The 16,398-nt window shown below is 72.1% G+C and carries 11 protein-coding genes; 2 read left to right on the top strand and 9 right to left on the bottom strand.

All coding sequences use genetic code 11. The features are described 5' to 3' along the window. Window positions 1-288: 288 nt before the first annotated feature. The 6 genes from hflX to miaA form a co-directional block, all read right to left on the bottom strand. The gene (hflX, locus tag RM704_RS14675) at window positions 289-1,788 is read right to left on the bottom strand and encodes a GTPase HflX (RefSeq protein ID WP_033525137.1); all 1,500 of its coding nucleotides are present in this window, start codon (window positions 1,786-1,788) and stop codon (window positions 289-291) included. 198 nt (window positions 1,789-1,986) lie between these two features. Beyond that, window positions 1,987-3,468: a M1 family metallopeptidase gene (locus tag RM704_RS14670; RefSeq protein WP_033525136.1), complete on the bottom strand. Its 1,482-nt coding sequence runs from the start codon at window positions 3,466-3,468 to the stop codon at window positions 1,987-1,989. Between the two features lie 107 nt (window positions 3,469-3,575). Then, a complete protein-coding gene (locus tag RM704_RS14665; protein ID WP_192829555.1) occupies window positions 3,576-5,741 on the bottom strand; it encodes a RelA/SpoT family protein in 2,166 nt (721 codons plus the stop codon). A gap of 298 nt (window positions 5,742-6,039) precedes the next feature. Then, on the bottom strand, window positions 6,040-6,909 hold the full coding sequence (gene dapF, locus RM704_RS14660) for a diaminopimelate epimerase (protein WP_033525134.1): 870 nt from the start codon (window positions 6,907-6,909) through the stop codon (window positions 6,040-6,042). Between the two features lie 22 nt (window positions 6,910-6,931). Next, a complete protein-coding gene (locus tag RM704_RS14655) occupies window positions 6,932-7,456 on the bottom strand; it encodes a hypothetical protein (protein ID WP_033525133.1) in 525 nt (174 codons plus the stop codon). 108 nt (window positions 7,457-7,564) lie between these two features. Then, complete coding sequence (gene miaA, locus RM704_RS14650) at window positions 7,565-8,503, bottom strand: tRNA (adenosine(37)-N6)-dimethylallyltransferase MiaA (RefSeq protein ID WP_033525132.1); 939 nt, start codon at window positions 8,501-8,503, stop codon at window positions 7,565-7,567. A 181-nt stretch (window positions 8,504-8,684) separates the two neighbouring features. On the opposite strand from miaA, the gene RM704_RS14645 reads away from it, so the two are divergent. Both RM704_RS14645 and RM704_RS14640 read left to right on the top strand, forming a co-directional pair. Beyond that, window positions 8,685-8,972: a hypothetical protein gene (locus tag RM704_RS14645; RefSeq protein ID WP_033525131.1), complete on the top strand. Its 288-nt coding sequence runs from the start codon at window positions 8,685-8,687 to the stop codon at window positions 8,970-8,972. A gap of 23 nt (window positions 8,973-8,995) precedes the next feature. Continuing rightward, window positions 8,996-9,265, top strand: a complete 270-nt coding sequence (locus RM704_RS14640) for an antitoxin (protein ID WP_033525130.1) — start codon at window positions 8,996-8,998, stop codon at window positions 9,263-9,265. Between the two features lie 60 nt (window positions 9,266-9,325). Here the strand turns inward: RM704_RS14640 and RM704_RS14635 are convergent, their stop codons facing one another. The 3 genes from RM704_RS14635 to RM704_RS14625 form a co-directional block, all read right to left on the bottom strand. Then, the gene (locus tag RM704_RS14635) at window positions 9,326-10,036 is read right to left on the bottom strand and encodes a class III extradiol dioxygenase subunit B-like domain-containing protein (RefSeq protein WP_033525129.1); all 711 of its coding nucleotides are present in this window, start codon (window positions 10,034-10,036) and stop codon (window positions 9,326-9,328) included. 131 nt (window positions 10,037-10,167) lie between these two features. Next, complete coding sequence (miaB, locus tag RM704_RS14630; RefSeq protein WP_311590649.1) at window positions 10,168-11,661, bottom strand: tRNA (N6-isopentenyl adenosine(37)-C2)-methylthiotransferase MiaB; 1,494 nt, start codon at window positions 11,659-11,661, stop codon at window positions 10,168-10,170. A gap of 83 nt (window positions 11,662-11,744) precedes the next feature. Next, window positions 11,745-16,385 carry an FtsK/SpoIIIE domain-containing protein gene (locus tag RM704_RS14625; RefSeq protein WP_033525127.1) on the bottom strand — a complete coding sequence of 1,547 codons (4,641 nt, stop codon included), beginning with the start codon at window positions 16,383-16,385 and terminating at the stop codon, window positions 11,745-11,747. Window positions 16,386-16,398: the final 13 nt, after the last annotated feature.

The following is a 16,398-nucleotide window of genomic DNA, read 5'->3' as shown; positions in this document are numbered from 1 at the left end:
CGTCCGCCGTCGCGGGGCCGGGCAGGCGGCCGCGAGCAGGGCATCCGCGGTGGCCACACCCGCCCTCGTCGGCGGTGAGCGTGTCGGTCATCCGGAAGAAGGGCCAAGGAGAAGACCGCGTAACGGCGGGTGACGGACGGGGCGTGTGCGGGAGCACCAAGCGACCGCTGCCCCCGCGCATACCGGAGGCCCGCCCCTCGTCCGAGGGGCGGGCCTTCGGGTACCTCTGGACGGGCCGACGCAGCCGGGCCGCGCGGCCCGACCGGACGATCAGGCCCGACCGGACGGTCAGGCCGTCGTGGCCGTCGGAACGTACGGTGTCAGGTCGGCCGCCAGTTCCTCGTGCACCCGGGCCTTGAGCAGCGTGCCCTCCGGGGTGTGCTCCTCGGAGATCACCTCGCCCTCGGTGTGGGCGCGGGCGACGAGCTTGCCGTGGGTGTACGGCACGAGCGCCACGATCTCGACCGAGGGGCGGGGCAGTTCGTCGTCGATCAGGGCGAGCAGTTGCTCGATGCCCTGGCCGGAGCGGGCCGAGACCGCGATGGAGCGCTTCTCGATCCGCATCAGCCGCTGGAGCGTCAGCGGGTCGGCCGCGTCCGCCTTGTTGATCACCACGATCTCGGGCACGTTCGTGGCGCCCACGTCACGGATGACCTCGCGCACGGCGGCCAGCTGCTCCTCCGGGTCGGGGTGCGAACCGTCGACCACGTGCAGGATCAGGTCGGAGTCGCCGACCTCCTCCATCGTGGAACGGAACGCCTCGACCAGGTGGTGCGGCAGGTGGCGTACGAAGCCGACGGTGTCCGCCAGCGTGTACAGCCGCCCGCTCGGGGTCTCGGCCCGGCGCACGGTCGGGTCGAGGGTCGCGAACAGGGCGTTCTCGACCAGGACGCCCGCGCCCGTGAGCCGGTTGAGCAGGGAGGACTTGCCGGCGTTGGTGTAACCGGCGATGGCGACCGAGGGCACCTTGTTCCTGCGGCGCTCCTGGCGCTTGATCTCGCGGCCGGTCTTCATCTCCGCGATCTCCCGGCGCATCTTCGCCATCTTCTCGCGGATCCGACGCCGGTCCGTCTCGATCTTGGTCTCACCGGGACCACGGGTGGCGAGGCCGCCGCCCTTGCCACCGCCCATCTGGCGGGACAGCGACTGACCCCAGCCTCGCAGCCTCGGCAGCATGTACTGCATCTGCGCGAGCGCGACCTGGGCCTTGCCCTCTCGGGACTTGGCGTGCTGGGCGAAGATGTCGAGGATCAGGGCCGTACGGTCGATGACCTTGACCTTGACGACGTCTTCGAGGTGGATGAGCTGCCCCGGGCTCAGCTCACCGTCGCAGATGACCGTGTCCGCGCCCGAGTCGAGGACGATGTCCCGCAGCTCGTTGGCCTTGCCGGAGCCGATGTAGGTGGCCGCGTCGGGCTTGTCGCGACGCTGGATCACGCCGTCGAGCACGAGCGCGCCGGCGGTCTCCGCGAGGGCGGCCAGCTCGGCCAGCGAGTTCTCCGCGTCCCGCGAGGTTCCCGTGGTCCAGACACCGACGAGTACGACGCGCTCCAGGCGGAGCTGTCGGTACTCGACCTCGGTGACGTCCTCGAGCTCGGTGGAGAGGCCCGCGACACGGCGCAGGGCCGCGCGGTCGGAGCGGTCGAACTGGTCGCCGTCCCGCTCTCCGTCGATCTCGAAGCTCCAGGCGACGTCCTCTTCCATCAGGGCATCGGCCCGAAGACCTTCGGGGTTGTTCTGCGCGAAGGCGCGCTGTGCGGCCTGGGAAGGGGAAGAAGAGGAGGTCATTGGGTCCTTACGTCGATTGGGGATACCGAAGGCGACGGATCTTCACGGAACCCGACCCGTCACCGGTGACAACGTCCGGGGCTTCCCGGGGATTCCCGAGGGGTGCCGTCGTCGACCCGAAGATGGTCGCACGGTACGCCCCGTCTCTTCATCGGGTTATTCCCGTCCGCACGGGGGTCACACCCGTGCGGATCACGGTCATCGCTCGGCCGAGGCCTCGACCGGTGCCGACTTCCAGTCGGGGTGACCCGGCATGGGCGGTGTCCTCACCTCGTACAGCCAGGCGTGGAAGAAGTCGCCCAGGTCCCGTCCGGCGATCCGGGAGGCGAGTTCCCGGAAGTCGGCGGTGGACGCGACGCCGTCCCGGTGGACGGTGACCCAGGCCCGCTGCAGCAGGGCGAAGGCGGGCGCGCCGATCTCCTGGCGCAGGGCGTAGAGGAAGAGGGCGGCGCCGTCGTAGACGTTCGCCCGGAAGATGCCGATCTTCTGGCCGTTGCTGGATTTCTTGGGCGCCGCCGGCGGTCCCCCGGCGGCGCGCCAGCGGTCGGAGGCGCCGTACGCGGCCTTCATGCGCGCCGCCAGCGGCCGGTCGGCGGTCTCCTCGGCGTACAGGGCCTCGTACCAGGTGGCGTGTCCTTCGTTGAGCCACAGGTCGGACCAGGTCCGGGGGCTGACGCTGTTGCCGAACCACTGGTGGGCCAGCTCATGGACCATGATCGACTCGACGTACCACTTGGGGTACTCGGGCCGGACGAACAGCGCCCTCTCGAAGAGCGAGAGCGTCTGGGTCTCCAGCTCGAAACCGGTCTGCGCCTCGGCGATCAGCACGCCGTACGTCTCGAACGGGTAGCGGCCGACCTTGCCCTCCATCCACTCGATCTGGGCGGGGGTCTTCGCGAGCCACGGTTCGAGCTTCTCCCGGTCCTTGGCGGGGACCACGTCGCGTACGGGCAGGCGGTGCGGTCCGGTCCGGTGCACGACGGCGGAGCGGCCGATGGAGATCTGGGCCAGTTCGGTGGCCATGGGGTGCTGGGTGCGGTAGGTCCAGGTGGTGGTGCCCGAGGCGCGGTCCATGCCGGTGGGGAGACCGTTGGAGACGGCCGTGTAGCCGTCGGGGACGGTGACGCGGACGGTGAACATGGCCTTGTCGGACGGATGGTCGTTGCAGGGGAACACGACGTGCGCCGCGTCCGCCTGGTTGGCCATCGCGAGTCCGTCGGCGGTCCGTACCCAGCCGCCCTCCACCTCGCCCGTGTAGACCGGGTCGCTGGTGTGCCGCACGGTGATGCGCGTCCTGCTCCCCTCGGCGAGCGGCGCCCGGGGTGTGATCACCAGGTCCTCCCCCGCGCCGGTGAAGGCGGCACGCGCCCCGTCCACCTCGACGGAGTCGACCTTGCCATGGGCGAAGTCGAGGTTGATCCGCTCCAGCGGGGCGGTCGTCCGGGCGTCGATGGTGGTGACGGCGGTGAGCGGCTCGCGGTTGCTGCCGGGGTAGGTGAAGTCGAGGTCGTACGACCGCACGTCGTATCCGGGGTTGCCGAGATGCGGGAAGAGCCGGTCGCCGACGCCCAGCGGGACGGCGGGTGACGGGGCGCTCGCGGCGATCAGGCAGACGGAGACGGCGGAGGCGAGCAGCGCGGCCTGGACGCGGCGGCTCCTGGGGCGTGGGGTGAGCGGCATGGACCACCGCTACCAGCGCACTCCCGCTCCGTGCCGCCGACGCGCAGCGTGCCCACCCGAACGAGCGGCCCACGGTCCGCCGAGCCGCCCCGCCCGTCCCGGTCGGCTCAGTACGCGGCGACCGCCTGGTGCTGGGCACGGCCCACGTCGTACACGCCCGGCACGTTCCGCATCGCGCGCATCAGGGCCGGGAGGTGTGCGGCGTCCGGGAGTTGCAGTGTGTAGGTGTGGCGGACGCGCTGCTGGGTCGGGGGTTCGACGGTGGCGGTGACGATGTCGACGCCTTCGAGGGCGATGGCCTCGGTGAGGTCGGCCAGCAGGTGGGGGCGCTGGAAGGACTCGGCGACCAGGGTGACCCGGAACTCGGTGGTGTCGCCCCAGCGCACGTCGATCTCCGGGCGCCCCAAGCCCTTCATCCGTGTCACGGCGGCGCAGGGGACGCGGTGCACGGTCACCACTCCCCCGCGCACGGCGAACCCGGTGACCTCGTCGGGCGGTACGGGCGTGCAGCAGCCGGCGAGACGGACGGTCGCCTCGGGTCTGTCGACGACGACCACGGCGCCGACGGAGTCGGAGCCGGCGGCGGGCTCGTCGAGGGCGGGGCGGAGGGCGGGTGTCTCGTCCTTGCGGCCGTCGTCGCGCTCGTCCTGCTCGTCGGTGGCGGGCGACGGGTGGGTGGCGAGCCAGCGCTGGATGGCGATGCGCGCGGCTGGCGTGTGGGCGTGCTCCAGCCACTCCCTGGAGGGCTCGGAGGCCGGGTCCTGGCCCATCAGGAGCTGGACGGTGTCGCCGTCCTTCAGGACCGTGCTGAGCGTCGCCAGACGGCCGTTGACGCGGGCGCCGATACAGGCGTGGGCGTCCTCGCCGTACTGTGCGTACGCCGCGTCCACGCAACTGGCGCCCTCGGGGAGCCCCAACGTGCCCCCGTCGGGCCGGAACACGGTGATCTCCCGGTCCTGGGCGAGGTCCTCGCGCAGGGTCGACCAGAACATGTCCGCGTCCGGTGCCGCCTCCTGCCAGTCGAGGAGCCGGGAGAGCCAGCCGGGGCGGGTGGGGTCGATGCGCTCGCCGTCGCCGTCGGTCCGCCGGCCGTCGGGCTGTTCCTCGGCGGGAGTGGCGTACGGATTGCCGAGCGCGACCACGCCGGCCTCGGCGGCCTTGTGCATCCGGTGGGTGCGGATGAGGACTTCGGCGACCTGGCCGTCGCCGCGCGCGACGGCGGTGTGCAGCGACTGGTACAGGTTGAACTTCGGTACGGCGATGAAGTCCTTGAACTCCGAGACCACGGGTGTGAGGCAGGTGTGCAGCTCGCCGAGGACGGCGTAGCAGTCGGCGTCCTCGCCGACGAGGACCAGGATCCGGCCGAAGTCGGTGCCGCGCAGCCGTCCGCGTTTTCTGGAGACGCGGTGCAGGGAGACGAAGTGGCGTGGCCTGATGAGGACTTCGGCCTGGATGCCCGCCTCGCGCAGGACGCCGCGTACCTCGTCGGCGATCTCGGCGAGCGGGTCGCGGTCCTGTGCGGCGTTGTCCGCGATGAGTTGGCGGGTGAGGGCGTACTCCTCGGGGTGGAGGATCGCGAAGACGAGGTCCTCCAGCTCCGTCTTGAGCGCCTGCACGCCGAGTCGTTCGGCGAGCGGGATCAGGACGTCCCGGGTGACCTTGGCGATGCGTTCCTGCTTCTCGGGGCGCATCACGCCGAGGGTGCGCATGTTGTGCAGCCGGTCGGCGAGTTTGATCGACATCACCCGGACGTCGTTGCCCGTGGCGACGAGCATCTTGCGGAAGGTCTCGGGTTCGGCGGCGGCGCCGTAGTCGACCTTCTCCAGCTTGGTGACGCCGTCGACGATGAAGCACACCTCCTCGCCGAACTCCTCGCGCACCTGATCGAGGGTCACATCGGTGTCCTCGACGGTGTCGTGGAGCAGAGAGGCCGTCAGGGTGGTGGTCTCCGCGCCCAGTTCGGCGAGGATCAGCGTCACGGCGAGCGGGTGGGTGATGTACGGCTCACCGCTCTTGCGCATCTGACCGCGGTGCGAGGACTCGGCGAGGACGTACGCCCGGCGCAACGGTTCCAGGTCGGCGTCGGGGTGGTGGGCACGGTGCGCCTCGGCGACGTGGCTGATCGCGTCGGGCAACCGGTCGCGGGTCGTCGGGCCCAGGAGTGCGGCGCGGCCCAGACGGCGCAGGTCGATACGAGGTCGGCCCTTCCTGCGGTGCGCTGGTGGCGTCGCAGGGGCGGGCGATACGGCGGGGTTCGTGGCCTCCGCGCTCATGGGCACCTCCGGCTGCGTGGACCGGCGGACGGGTGCCCCAGGGCGTGCGGCGGCTCAGGGGATCGTGTCGTTCCCCCGTCCGTGCCGGTGCTTGATGCTACCGAGCCCATCACGCCCGTCCGACCGCCTCTCGCCGAGCGTGAAACGGATCACCCATTCGAGCGAAGGTTTTGAGGTTTACGATTTCGGGCCACCTCACCCCGGGTGCGCCATGGATTCGCACCACTGAACACAGGAGGGGCTTGGATCTCCATGGCATCAGCGCCGCGAATGCCACCATCCCCAGCCCTACCCCACCTCAACGCCCGGCGTTTTCCAGCCACTTGGCATCGATCTCGCCCTCGGCGACGATCACCGCGGGGCCGGTCATCTCGATCTCGCCGTCGGGCCGTTCGGTGATCACCAGTGTGCCGCCGGGCACGTCGACGGTGTACGTCGCGGGGGTGCCGGTGACCGCCGGGTCGGCGCCGTCGCGCCGGGCGGCGGCCACGGCGACGGCGCACGCGCCGGTGCCGCAGGAGCGGGTCTCGCCGGAGCCGCGTTCGTGGACGCGCATCGCCACATGACGGGGGCCCCGGTCGACCACGAACTCGACGTTCACGCCGTGCGGGTAGGCGGAGGCGGGACTGAAGGGGGGTGCCGAGAGGAGATCGCCGGCGTCCGCGAGGTCGTCGACGAACGCCACCGCGTGCGGGTTGCCCATGTTCACGTTGCGCGCGGGCCAGCTGTGCTCGCCGACGCTCACCGTCACGTCCCCCTCGGGGAGGCGGGCGCTGCCCATGCCGACGGTGACGTCACCGTCCTTGTCGATGTGGACCTTCTTCACGCCCCCGCGCGTGGCGACGGCGAGGTCGCCCTCGGTGACGTGCCCGGCGTGCAGGAGGTAGCGCGCGAAGACGCGGACGCCGTTTCCGCACATCTCCGCGATCGAGCCGTCGCCGTTGCGGTAGTCCATGAACCACTCCGCCTCGGGCGCCAGCGCCTTCGCCTCGGGGTGCGCGGCGGAGCGCACGACGTGCAGCACGCCGTCACCACCGATGCCCGCGCGGCGGTCGCACAGGGCGGCGACGGCGGCCGGGGGGAGGTCGATGGCGTTCTCGGGGTCCGGGACGATCACGAAGTCGTTCTCGGTCCCGTGCCCCTTGAGGAAGGCGATCCGCGTGCTCATTCCTCGATCGTACGCGGCCGCTCTAACGGAGCCGCGCCACCCGCCAGACGGCCAGGAACGCCACCGCGGCCACGACGAGGGCATAGGCGAGGACCAGGCGCCAGTCCGGGCGGCGGCCGGAGCCGCGGGCGGGCAGGCCGGGCCACGTGTAACCGACCCGGCGGGCGGCCATCATGCCCCAGCCGGCCGCGGTGGCGCAGATCAGCAGACCGAGCATGGCGACCACGGCGCCGCCGTCCCCGAACTCGAAGGCGAGCGGGAAGGCGAACATCAGGGAGCCGACGGCGGCGAGGCCCACGATCGGCGCGAGCTGCCAGAGCCGCAGCCTGCGCTGGGGGCGCAGCTCGACCTCGACCTCCGGCCCGGACATCTCGTCCGGTTCCGGTCCGTCGTCGCTGACGACGTCGGGGGTCTGGTCCTCCGGGCCGTCGGGGCTCAGCGGATCACCTTCGGAATCCAGTGCGTACCCCTCGGTAACCAGCTGGTCCGCGTCCTCCGCGGTGCCCTGCTCCATGCTTTGTGCGGTGTCGCGAGGGCCGGCCTCCATCGCCACGCGCCCTCCCAACTCGGACTCCACTTGGTCGATCGAAGCTCGATGATGGCACGCCCCCGGAGGCCGGGATGACCGCCGGGGCGACCCGATGCCATGACGTGATCAGGCTGTGACCGGTCGTTCGACCAACGCCAGTGCGAGCTGCGGGAGTTCCGTCAGGTCGGCGAGCCCCCCCTTGAGCCAATGCACCCGGGGGTCACGCCTGAACCATGAATCCTGACGGCGCGCGAAGCGCTTGGTGGCACGCACGGTCTCGGCACGCGCCTCGTCCATGGTGCACTGCCCGGCGAGTGCCGCGAGGACCTGCTGGTAGCCGAGCGCGCGTGACGCCGTACGCCCCTCGCGCAACCCCTGCGCCTCCAGTGCGCGCACTTCTTCGACCAGTCCGGCGTCCCACATGCGGTCGACCCGGCGGGCGATGCGCTCGTCGAGTTCGGGCCGCGCCACGTCGACGCCGATCTGGACGGTGTCGTAGACCGCGTCGTGGCCCGGCAGGTTCGCCGTGAACGGCTTTCCGGTGATCTCGATCACCTCGAGGGCTCGGACGATGCGGCGGCCGTTGCTGGGCAGGATCGCCTGGCCGGCCTCGGGGTCGGCTGCGGCGAGCCGGGCGTGCAGCGCGCCGGAGCCGCGCAGGGTCAGCTCCTCCTCCAGGCGGGCGCGGATCTCGGGGTCGGTCCCGGGGAACTCCAGGTTGTCGACGGCGCCCCTGACGTACAGCCCGGAGCCGCCCACCAGGATCGGCCAGCGGCCCTCGGCGAGCAGGGCGTCGATGCGGGCGCGGGCGAGCCGCTGGTACTCGGCGACGCTGGCGGCGGCCGTGACGTCCCAGATGTCCAGGAGGTGGTGCGGGACTCCGGCGCGCTCCTCGGGGGTCAGCTTGGCGGTGCCGATGTCCATACCCCGGTACAGCTGCATGGAGTCGGCGTTGACGACCTCGCCGCCGAGGCGCTGAGCCAGAAAGACGCCCAGATCGGACTTTCCGGCCGCGGTCGGTCCGACGACGGCGATGACCCGTGGAGGGGGAACTGCGTTACTCACTGCCCCAGTCTCGCAAATGTCGGGGCCCCTTCTCGAACGAGCTACGTGACGCGGGGGAGCCGGAGTCGTTGCGTGTTGCGTGTTCGCAGCGCCGGTTTCGAGTGCCGGCGACCCGGACGACGCAATCGGACGCTCCGGGAGAGCGCGGGAATTAACCCGCATGATTAGCATTGAGGTTGAAATGGGCGTTTTTTCACTGTTCCGTCGTAAGGCGAAGGACGCGGACGAGGCCGCCGTGACGGCGCCCGAGCCGGACGCCGAGACGGAGACGGAGGAGCCGGACGAGGCGAAGGGAGCCACCGAGGCCGCCCAGCCGGAGGCCGAGAGCACGTCCGAGGCCGCGGCGCAGGCCGACGCGACCGAGCCGGTGGCCGAGGCGGTCGAGGCGGCGGACGACGTGGAGATCCCCAAGCAGCAGACGGCCGATCAGGCGGCGGACAACGAGTCCAGTGAGAACGCCCGCAAGTGACTGTCCGCGCGGGAAGGTGAATCATGCGTCTGCTGGATAACTTGAGAACCAGACTCTCCCCGGCCAGGGACAAGGTCTCGCACCTCGCTCAGAAGCACGAGGGCAAGATCCAGCATGGTCTCGACAGGGCCGCCCACACGGTCGACCGGAAGACCAAGGGCAAGTACAGCGACAAGATCCAGTCGGGCACGGGCAGGGCGAAGCACGCCATGGACCGACTCGCGCACCACGACGGCGGTCACACACCGCCGACGCCGGGCGGCGGCACCACACCTCCGCCTCCCGCTTCCTGAACACGCACATCGACGGACGGCCGCGGAGTGTCCCGCTCCCGGCCGTCCGCCGTTCCCGGTCTACGACCAGGCGGCCACCAGATAGCCCACGCCGTACGGCGCGTCGTCGTAGAGCAGGGTGCCGCGCAGATCCGTGCCCTCCGCGGCGCCCGCGAGGATCTGCCAGGGGGCGCGCCCGGAGGCCTGCAGCTCGCGGGCGAGGCCGGCGTCCAGCGCTTTCAGGGCCTCGACGTCGGCGTCGGCGAGCGCACGCGCGACCCGGGCGTCGAAACCGGCCGCGCGGTCGTCCAGGTATCCCGGAGCCTTCAGCGTGCGGCACGCGCTCCCGTCGCCCATCACCAGCAGAGCCACCCGCTCGGCCGCTCCGGAGATGTCCCGTCCGAGCCGGACACACCGCTCGACGGCGGTCGGCTCCGCCACGCCGAGCCCTTCCATCGGGGCGTGGGTCCAGCCGACGCGGCCGAGCAGCCAGGCGGCGACGGCGAGGGAGGCGGGCAGTGGGGCTCCGGCGGCCGCCGAGCCGCGGTCACGCCCCAGACGGACTCCGAGGTCGACGCCGAAGCCCCGGAACGAACCGTGTGCGCCTTCTGGGTGCGACGCGTCCTGCCCGGCGGGCCCCACGACCACGAGCCGGTCGGGACGAGCGGCGGCGAGCACCCCGAGCACATCCGCACACGCGTCGCGCGCCGGATCCAGCTCGGGCGCGGCGCCCGTCGCGACCTCGGGCACGAGGAGCGGCGGACAGGGACAGACGGCGGCGGCGACAAGCATGAGCCGCAGGGTAACTTCTCCGCGCGGGGACCACGCGGGCGCCCTTCACGAGCGCGGACCCGTGCGGACACCCCCCAGGCACCCCGAGCGCCGACGGCCCGCGCACCGCCGTCACGAGCGAGCCGGACGCGCTACTGAGGCACCCCGCAGCCACCCGTCGCCGCCGGCAGCGGCTCCGGGACCCCGATCTTCGGCAGTCCGAGCAGCACGCCCGCCGGCTTCTCCGCGGGCGCGGCGTTCCGCTTCTCCCAGGCGTCGCCCGAGCGGGTCCGCCGTACGTCCAGGACCGCGCCCTCCGCCAGCAGGTGGTGCGGCGCGGCGTAGGTGATCTCGACCGTCACCACGTCGCCGGGGCGGACCTGCTGGTCCGGCTTGGTGAAGTGGACGAGACGGTTGTCGGGGGCACGGCCGGAGAGCCGGTGCGTGGCGCCGTCCTTGCGGCCCTCGCCCTCGGCGACCATCAGCTCCAGGGTGCGGCCGACCTGCTTCTTGTTCTCCTCCCAGGAGATCTCCTCCTGGAGGGCGACGAGGCGCTCGTAGCGCTTCTGGACGACCTCCTTGGGGATCTGGCCCTCCATGGTGGCGGCGGGCGTGCCGGGCCGCTTGGAGTACTGGAAGGTGAAGGCCTGGGTGAAGCGGGCCTCGCGGACCACGTGCATGGTCTGCTCGAAGTCCTCCTCGGTCTCGCCGGGGAAGCCCACGATGATGTCGGTGGTGATGGCGGCGTGTGGGATGGACGCGCGGACCTTCTCGATGATCCCCAGGTAGCGCTCCTGGCGGTACGAGCGGCGCATGGCCTTCAGGACCGTGTCCGAGCCGGACTGGAGCGGCATGTGCAGCTGCGGCATCACGTTCGGCGTCTCGGCCATGGCCGCGATGACGTCGTCGGTGAAGTCGCGGGGGTGCGGGGAGGTGAAGCGGACGCGCTCCAGGCCCTCGATCTGCCCACAGGCCCGCAGCAGCTTGCTGAACGCCTCGCGGTCGCCGATGTCGGAGCCGTACGCGTTCACGTTCTGGCCGAGCAGGGTGATCTCGGAGACGCCCTCGCCGACCAGGGCCTCGATCTCGGCGAGGATGTCGCCGGTACGGCGGTCCTTCTCCTTGCCGCGCAGGGCCGGGACGATGCAGAACGTGCACGTGTTGTTGCAGCCGACGGAGATCGAGACCCAGGCGGCGTAGGCGCTCTCCCGGCGGGTCGGCAGCGTGGAGGGGAAGGCCTCCAGGGACTCGGCGATCTCGACCTGGGCCTCGTCCTGGACGCGGGCGCGCTCCAGCAGGACGGGCAGCTTGCCGATGTTGTGCGTGCCGAAGACGACGTCCACCCAGGGCGCCTTCTTGACGATGGTGTCCCGGTCCTTCTGGGCCAGGCAGCCGCCGACGGCGATCTGCATGCCGGGGCGGGCGGTCTTCATCGGGGCGAGGCGGCCGAGGTTGCCGTAGAGGCGGTTGTCGGCGTTCTCCCGTACGGCGCAGGTGTTGAAGACCACGACGTCGGCGTTGCCCTCGCCCGCGTCCTCGGGCGCGCGGACGTATCCGGCGTCCTCCAGGAGACCGGACAGGCGTTCGGAGTCATGGACGTTCATCTGACATCCATAAGTACGCACTTCGTATGTCTTGACGCCCACTGCCTGACTCCGGTCGCTGCTGTTGGTCACTCCGTAAGCCTAAGGCAGCGCCCGGGGAGCCCTCGTCCCCAGGCGCTGCGGTCTCAGTGGTCCGGGTCGAGCACGGTCTCCGGGATCTGCACGTTGATCAGTTCGCCGGTGCGCTGGTCGACGGTGATGCCCCGGCCGGGTTTGCGGCCGCGCAGGTGGGCGTGGGCGAGGCGGGCCCCGACGAAGTCGCCCTCCAGGACGCTCTGCGGGCCGAGGAGCACACCCTTGCGGTGCCGTTTCAGGGCGCTGAGCCAGCCCATCGCGCCCGTCATGGTCTCGGCGGTGGCGGCGATGACGATGCCGATGCCGCGGTCCCGGCCGGACTGGGCCAGGGAGCGCAGGTTCTGGTCGATGTCCGGCAGGACGAACAGGTCGGCGTCGTCCACCATGACCACCCGGGGTCCGCCGCCCGCTTCCAGAGCCTCGGTGAACTCCTCGACCGTGGGTTCGGTCGCGGTGATCAGCCGTACGCCGGGGTGGCTCTCCAGGGTGCGCAGCGGCGACTCGCGCGGGGCGAGGATCACCAGGCGGGTGCCGGAGGCCAGCAGGGAGACGGCCAGGGCGGCCAGGGTCGTGCTGCGGCCGGAGCCGGGCGGGCCGACGACCGAGAAGGTGGGCGAGGCGTCCGCGAAGTCGACGCCGACCGGGGAGACGTCGTCGCCGCCGAGGCCCAGCAGGCCCCACATCGGCCGGCGGAGCTCCTCCCCCACCTTCTCGTAGGCGTCGGTGAACGTGACCTTCGCCGGCAGGGTGCCGATGCGGGCGGGGCGGCGGTCGGCCGGGAGCCCGGCGTCGCGGCGGGTGGCCTCGGCACCGATCCGGCGCAGTGCCTCGGCCTGCTCCTGGCCGGTGGCGCCGGGGGCGAGCAGGGCGACCTGGATCTCGGTGCCGCCGTCGGAGGTGAAGCCCCGGCCGGGGAGGACGAGGTCGGGGATGTCGCGCGCCCGCTTGCCGACGGCGTGGTAGTCGGTGCGGTCGTTCAGCCGCAGCAGCAGTTTGTTGTCGTTGAGGGCGGTGGCCCGGCCGGACAGCAGGGCGCGTTCGGAGGTGGCGACGAGGTGGATGCCCGCCGCGGCTCCTTCCCTCAGGAGACGGTTGACCTGTTCGACCAGGCGTCCGCCGTTGTGGTCGGCCACGGCCTCGATCAGGGCGTCCCAGCCGTCGATGAACAGCATGATGTGGGCCGGGCGTTCCCCGGCGGCGACCAGTTCGCGCAGTTCGGTGAGGTTGCCGGCGTGGTGGCGGGTGAGCAGTTCCTGACGGCGCTCCAGATCCGTGTCGAGCCTGGCGAACAGCCGCTCCAGGCGCTCGATGTCGCCACGGGGGACCACCGCCCCGGTGTTCGGGAGCACACCCAGCGCGGTGAGCGCGCCACCGGCGAAGTCGATGCCGTAGAGGTGGACGTCGGCGCTGGAGTGGGCCCGGGCCAGAGCCCCGGCCATGGTGCGCAGCACCTGGGAGCGGCCGGAGCGCGGGACACCGACGACGTACAGGTGTCCGAACTCGGCGAGGTCGAGCCGGACCGGTAGCTGTGCCTGGGCCTCGGGGATGTCCGACAGCGCCCAGGAGACGGGGGCCGGCCGGGCACCGCCGGGCTCGTCCGGCTGGGGGAGGTCGTCGATCAGGACCTGCTGGCCGAGCGCGGGCAGCCAGGGGCTGGGCTGCGGCACGCAGTCGGCGAGCCGAGCGGCCTCGGACAGGGCCTCCACCAGGGCGTTGAGATCATTGGGTGCCTCCTCGGCCATCAGGTCCGCCGGGTCCGCGCCCTGCTCGCCCGCGGGGTTTCCGGGTTGGGCGACGGCTCGGCCGAGGCGCTGCCAGTGGAGCGCGGTGCCCCAGATCCGGGCCTCCTCGGCCGCCTGCCGCTCCTGGTGGGCCCGGGCCTCGGCGGACGGTTCGGCGACGGGCCTCGGGGTTCCGGCGTACGCGGTCTGGAAGGGGACGACGGTGCCGTGGCCGAGCCGGGCGAGGGCACGGCCGGGCGTCGCCGGGGAGATGCTGACGGCGTCCTTGGTGTCGATGACGTCCATGCTCTCCGAGGAGTCGGTGACCCTCAGCGCGATGCGCAGGTTGGTGTTGGCCCGGATGTCGGAGTTGACGACTCCGGCGGGGCGCTGGGTGGCCAGGATCAGGTGGATGCCGAGGGAGCGGCCGCGCTGGGCGATGCCGACCAGGCCGGGGATGAAGTCGGGGATCTCCCGGTAGAGGGTGGCGAACTCGTCGATGACGATGACCAGGCGGGGCACGGGCGCCAGTTCGGGGGTGCGGCGGCGCATGCCCTGGTACTCCGGCAGGTCCTTGGCGCCGGCCTCGGCCAGGATGTGCTCGCGGCGGGTGAGTTCGGCGGACAGCGAGGTGAGGGCGCGCTGCACGAGGTGGCTGTCCAGGTCCGTGACCATGCCGAGGGTGTGGGGCAGGTCGACGCAGTCCTTGAAGGCGCTGCCGCCCTTGTAGTCGATCAGGACGAAGGTGAGCTCGTCGGGTCGGTTCATCGCGGCGAGGGAGGCCACGAAGGTCTGCAGCAGTTCGGACTTGCCCGAGCCGGTGGTACCGGCGACGAGTCCGTGCGGCCCGTCCTTGACCAGGTCGAAGGCGACCGGTCCGTCGTAGCCGGCGCCCAGCAGGACACCGGTGGAGGCCGGGCGCCGCGCCCAGCGTGCGGTGATCAGTTCGGCGTTCGGCTGCGGCAGTCCGAGGAGTTCCAGGAGTCCCACCTCGGTGGGCAGGCCCTCGGAGGCGTCGGGGGTGACGTCACGGATCGGGGCGATGCCCCGGGCGGCGCGCTCGCACCAGTCGGGCTCGACCAGGTCGGGGCGGATGTCGGTGATGTCGGGCTGACCGGTGCGGCGCAGGGTCAGCCGGTGGTTCTCGTGGCGGACGACGGCGGTGCACTCCTCCGGCAGGAGCCGTTCCTCCTGGTCCAGGCAGAGCGGGAAGATCCGGACGCCGGGGCCCTCCTTGAGGATCGACACCACGCCCGGCACGTCACGCAGCCGTCGGGCGCCGTCCATGACCACGAGGACGTCCGGCTCGCTCAGCAGCGCCTTGCTCATGGTGGACTCGGCGGCCCGCTGGCGGGTGCGCAGAGTGGAGACCAGTTCGGCGACGCGGTTGGCGACCGTCTCCGGGTCGTTGCCGATGAGGGTGACGGCGCCGCCGCGGGTGCCGGGCAGGCCGTCACGGGAGTGGGGCAGCCAGCGGGCCCAGTTCCAGGAGTCCTCGGAGCCCTTGTCGGTGAGGACGACGATCCGCAGGTCGCGCGGGGTGTGCAGGATGGCGGCCTGGGCGGTCATCCAGCGGGCGAGTGCCTGGACGGGTCCGGGCGCTCCGGCCAGTCCCACCACGCCGCTGTCGACCAGGCCGACGCTGACGGGGGCGTCCGGGATCGTCCAGTGGACGGCGGTGTGGTTGTCCTCGCGGGCCGTGTCGTCGATGCCGAGCAGCGAGGGCTGGGGGGCGGTGCCGATGCGCAGGGCGAGGTGGTCCGGGTCGCCGCGCCGGCGCTCCCAGAGGCGTCGGCCGGGGCCGACCGCCCACAGGCCGGCGACCGCGGGGTCGGGCGCGCTCTCCGTGCGCAGGCGCCGCTCGGTGGCGACCTTCTCGCGGACGTCCTCCTCCAGGGAGGCCCGGCGCTGCCGGTAGACCCGGGACCGCTCCTCGTAGTCCTTGCGTGCCTGGCGTCGTCCGCTGATGTAGTTCGCCGCCATCAGCACCGGCGAGAGGAACATGAAGATCAGGTAGAAGTACGAATTCCAGAACAGCATCATCGCCACGCCGAAGACCATCGGGGCGAGCGAGACCATCAACGGGATCGGTCTGCGGGCCGGGGGGTCGGGCGGGCCGGGCAGCCGGAACCGTTCGGGTGCCAGGTGGGGCAGGATCCGCGGCGGCCGGTTGTAGTCGAGGCCGCCGCCGCCCTCGGACGGCACCACGGCGGCGTCCCTGGGGGTCGGCTCCGTCAGCCGCAGCAGATACTCACCGACCGACAGCTCGGCTCCGACGGCCCACGGCTGCCAGCCGTCGGGGAGCGCCGGGCCCTCGGTCTCCGCCTCGGGCCCGGCGTGCTCCCCCTCGTCCTCCTCGTCCTGTTCGGCGAGGGGCAGCAACGGGGTGTCGGGCCGCCCCCGGTGCTCGGGCGGCTCCGGCACGGACAGCCGGGCGGGCCCGCCCTCGCGGAGCTCCACGACGGCCGAGCCGTCCGGGCGTACGGTCACCCGGATGCCCTCGGTCGGCAGGCCACGGCCTTCGAGGGGCACGGCGGCGTCCTCCAGGGGGCCGATGCCGTGGGTGCCGAGGCCGAGGGGGTACACGCGTCCGGCGTCGGGGCCGCCCACCACCTGGAGTTCGACCACGGGGGCGTGGTCGAGCCGGTGCGGCTGCGGCATCGCGTCGCGCTCGGGGCCGTACGCGGTGACGGCCGGGGCGTGGGGGAGGCCCAGGGCGACGACGCTGCCGTCCATGAGCCGGGTGGCGGACAGCGGGGTGCCCGGCGCGAGGGGTTCGTCGCCGAGGAAGCAGGCCGGGGCGGGCCCGGGCGCGGGGAACGAGCCGTCGGTCTCGTCGGCGTCTCCGGCGCGCAGCCGGGCCAGGTGCGCGGCGACGTCCTCGACGGGGGTGCTGCCGGACGCGGTGAGCAGGACGTCCTGGCTGCCGCGGGAATCGCCGCCGTCGACTGTGGTGATGAGGAGTTTCACTTCTCCCCTTGCG

The organism is Streptomyces gottesmaniae (assembly GCF_031845845.1).
Taxonomy (GTDB): Bacteria; Actinomycetota; Actinomycetes; order Streptomycetales; family Streptomycetaceae; genus Streptomyces; species Streptomyces akebiae.
Note: the sequence above shows the minus strand (reverse complement) of the source record. Positions and strands in the feature narration are given on the sequence as shown.

Excerpts from the sequence above, each read along its gene's own strand:
- hflX (WP_033525137.1), bottom strand. The coding sequence starts at position 1,788 with ATGACCTCCTCTTCTTCCCCTTCCCAGGCCGCACAGCGCGCCTTCGCG.
- RM704_RS14670 (WP_033525136.1), bottom strand. The coding sequence starts at position 3,468 with ATGCCGCTCACCCCACGCCCCAGGAGCCGCCGCGTCCAGGCCGCGCTG.
- RM704_RS14665 (WP_192829555.1), bottom strand. The coding sequence starts at position 5,741 with ATGAGCGCGGAGGCCACGAACCCCGCCGTATCGCCCGCCCCTGCGACG.
- dapF (WP_033525134.1), bottom strand. The coding sequence starts at position 6,909 with ATGAGCACGCGGATCGCCTTCCTCAAGGGGCACGGGACCGAGAACGAC.
- RM704_RS14655 (WP_033525133.1), bottom strand. The coding sequence starts at position 7,456 with ATGGAGGCCGGCCCTCGCGACACCGCACAAAGCATGGAGCAGGGCACC.
- RM704_RS14645 (WP_033525131.1), top strand. The coding sequence starts at position 8,685 with ATGGGCGTTTTTTCACTGTTCCGTCGTAAGGCGAAGGACGCGGACGAG.
- RM704_RS14640 (WP_033525130.1), top strand. The coding sequence starts at position 8,996 with ATGCGTCTGCTGGATAACTTGAGAACCAGACTCTCCCCGGCCAGGGAC.
- RM704_RS14635 (WP_033525129.1), bottom strand. The coding sequence starts at position 10,036 with ATGCTTGTCGCCGCCGCCGTCTGTCCCTGTCCGCCGCTCCTCGTGCCC.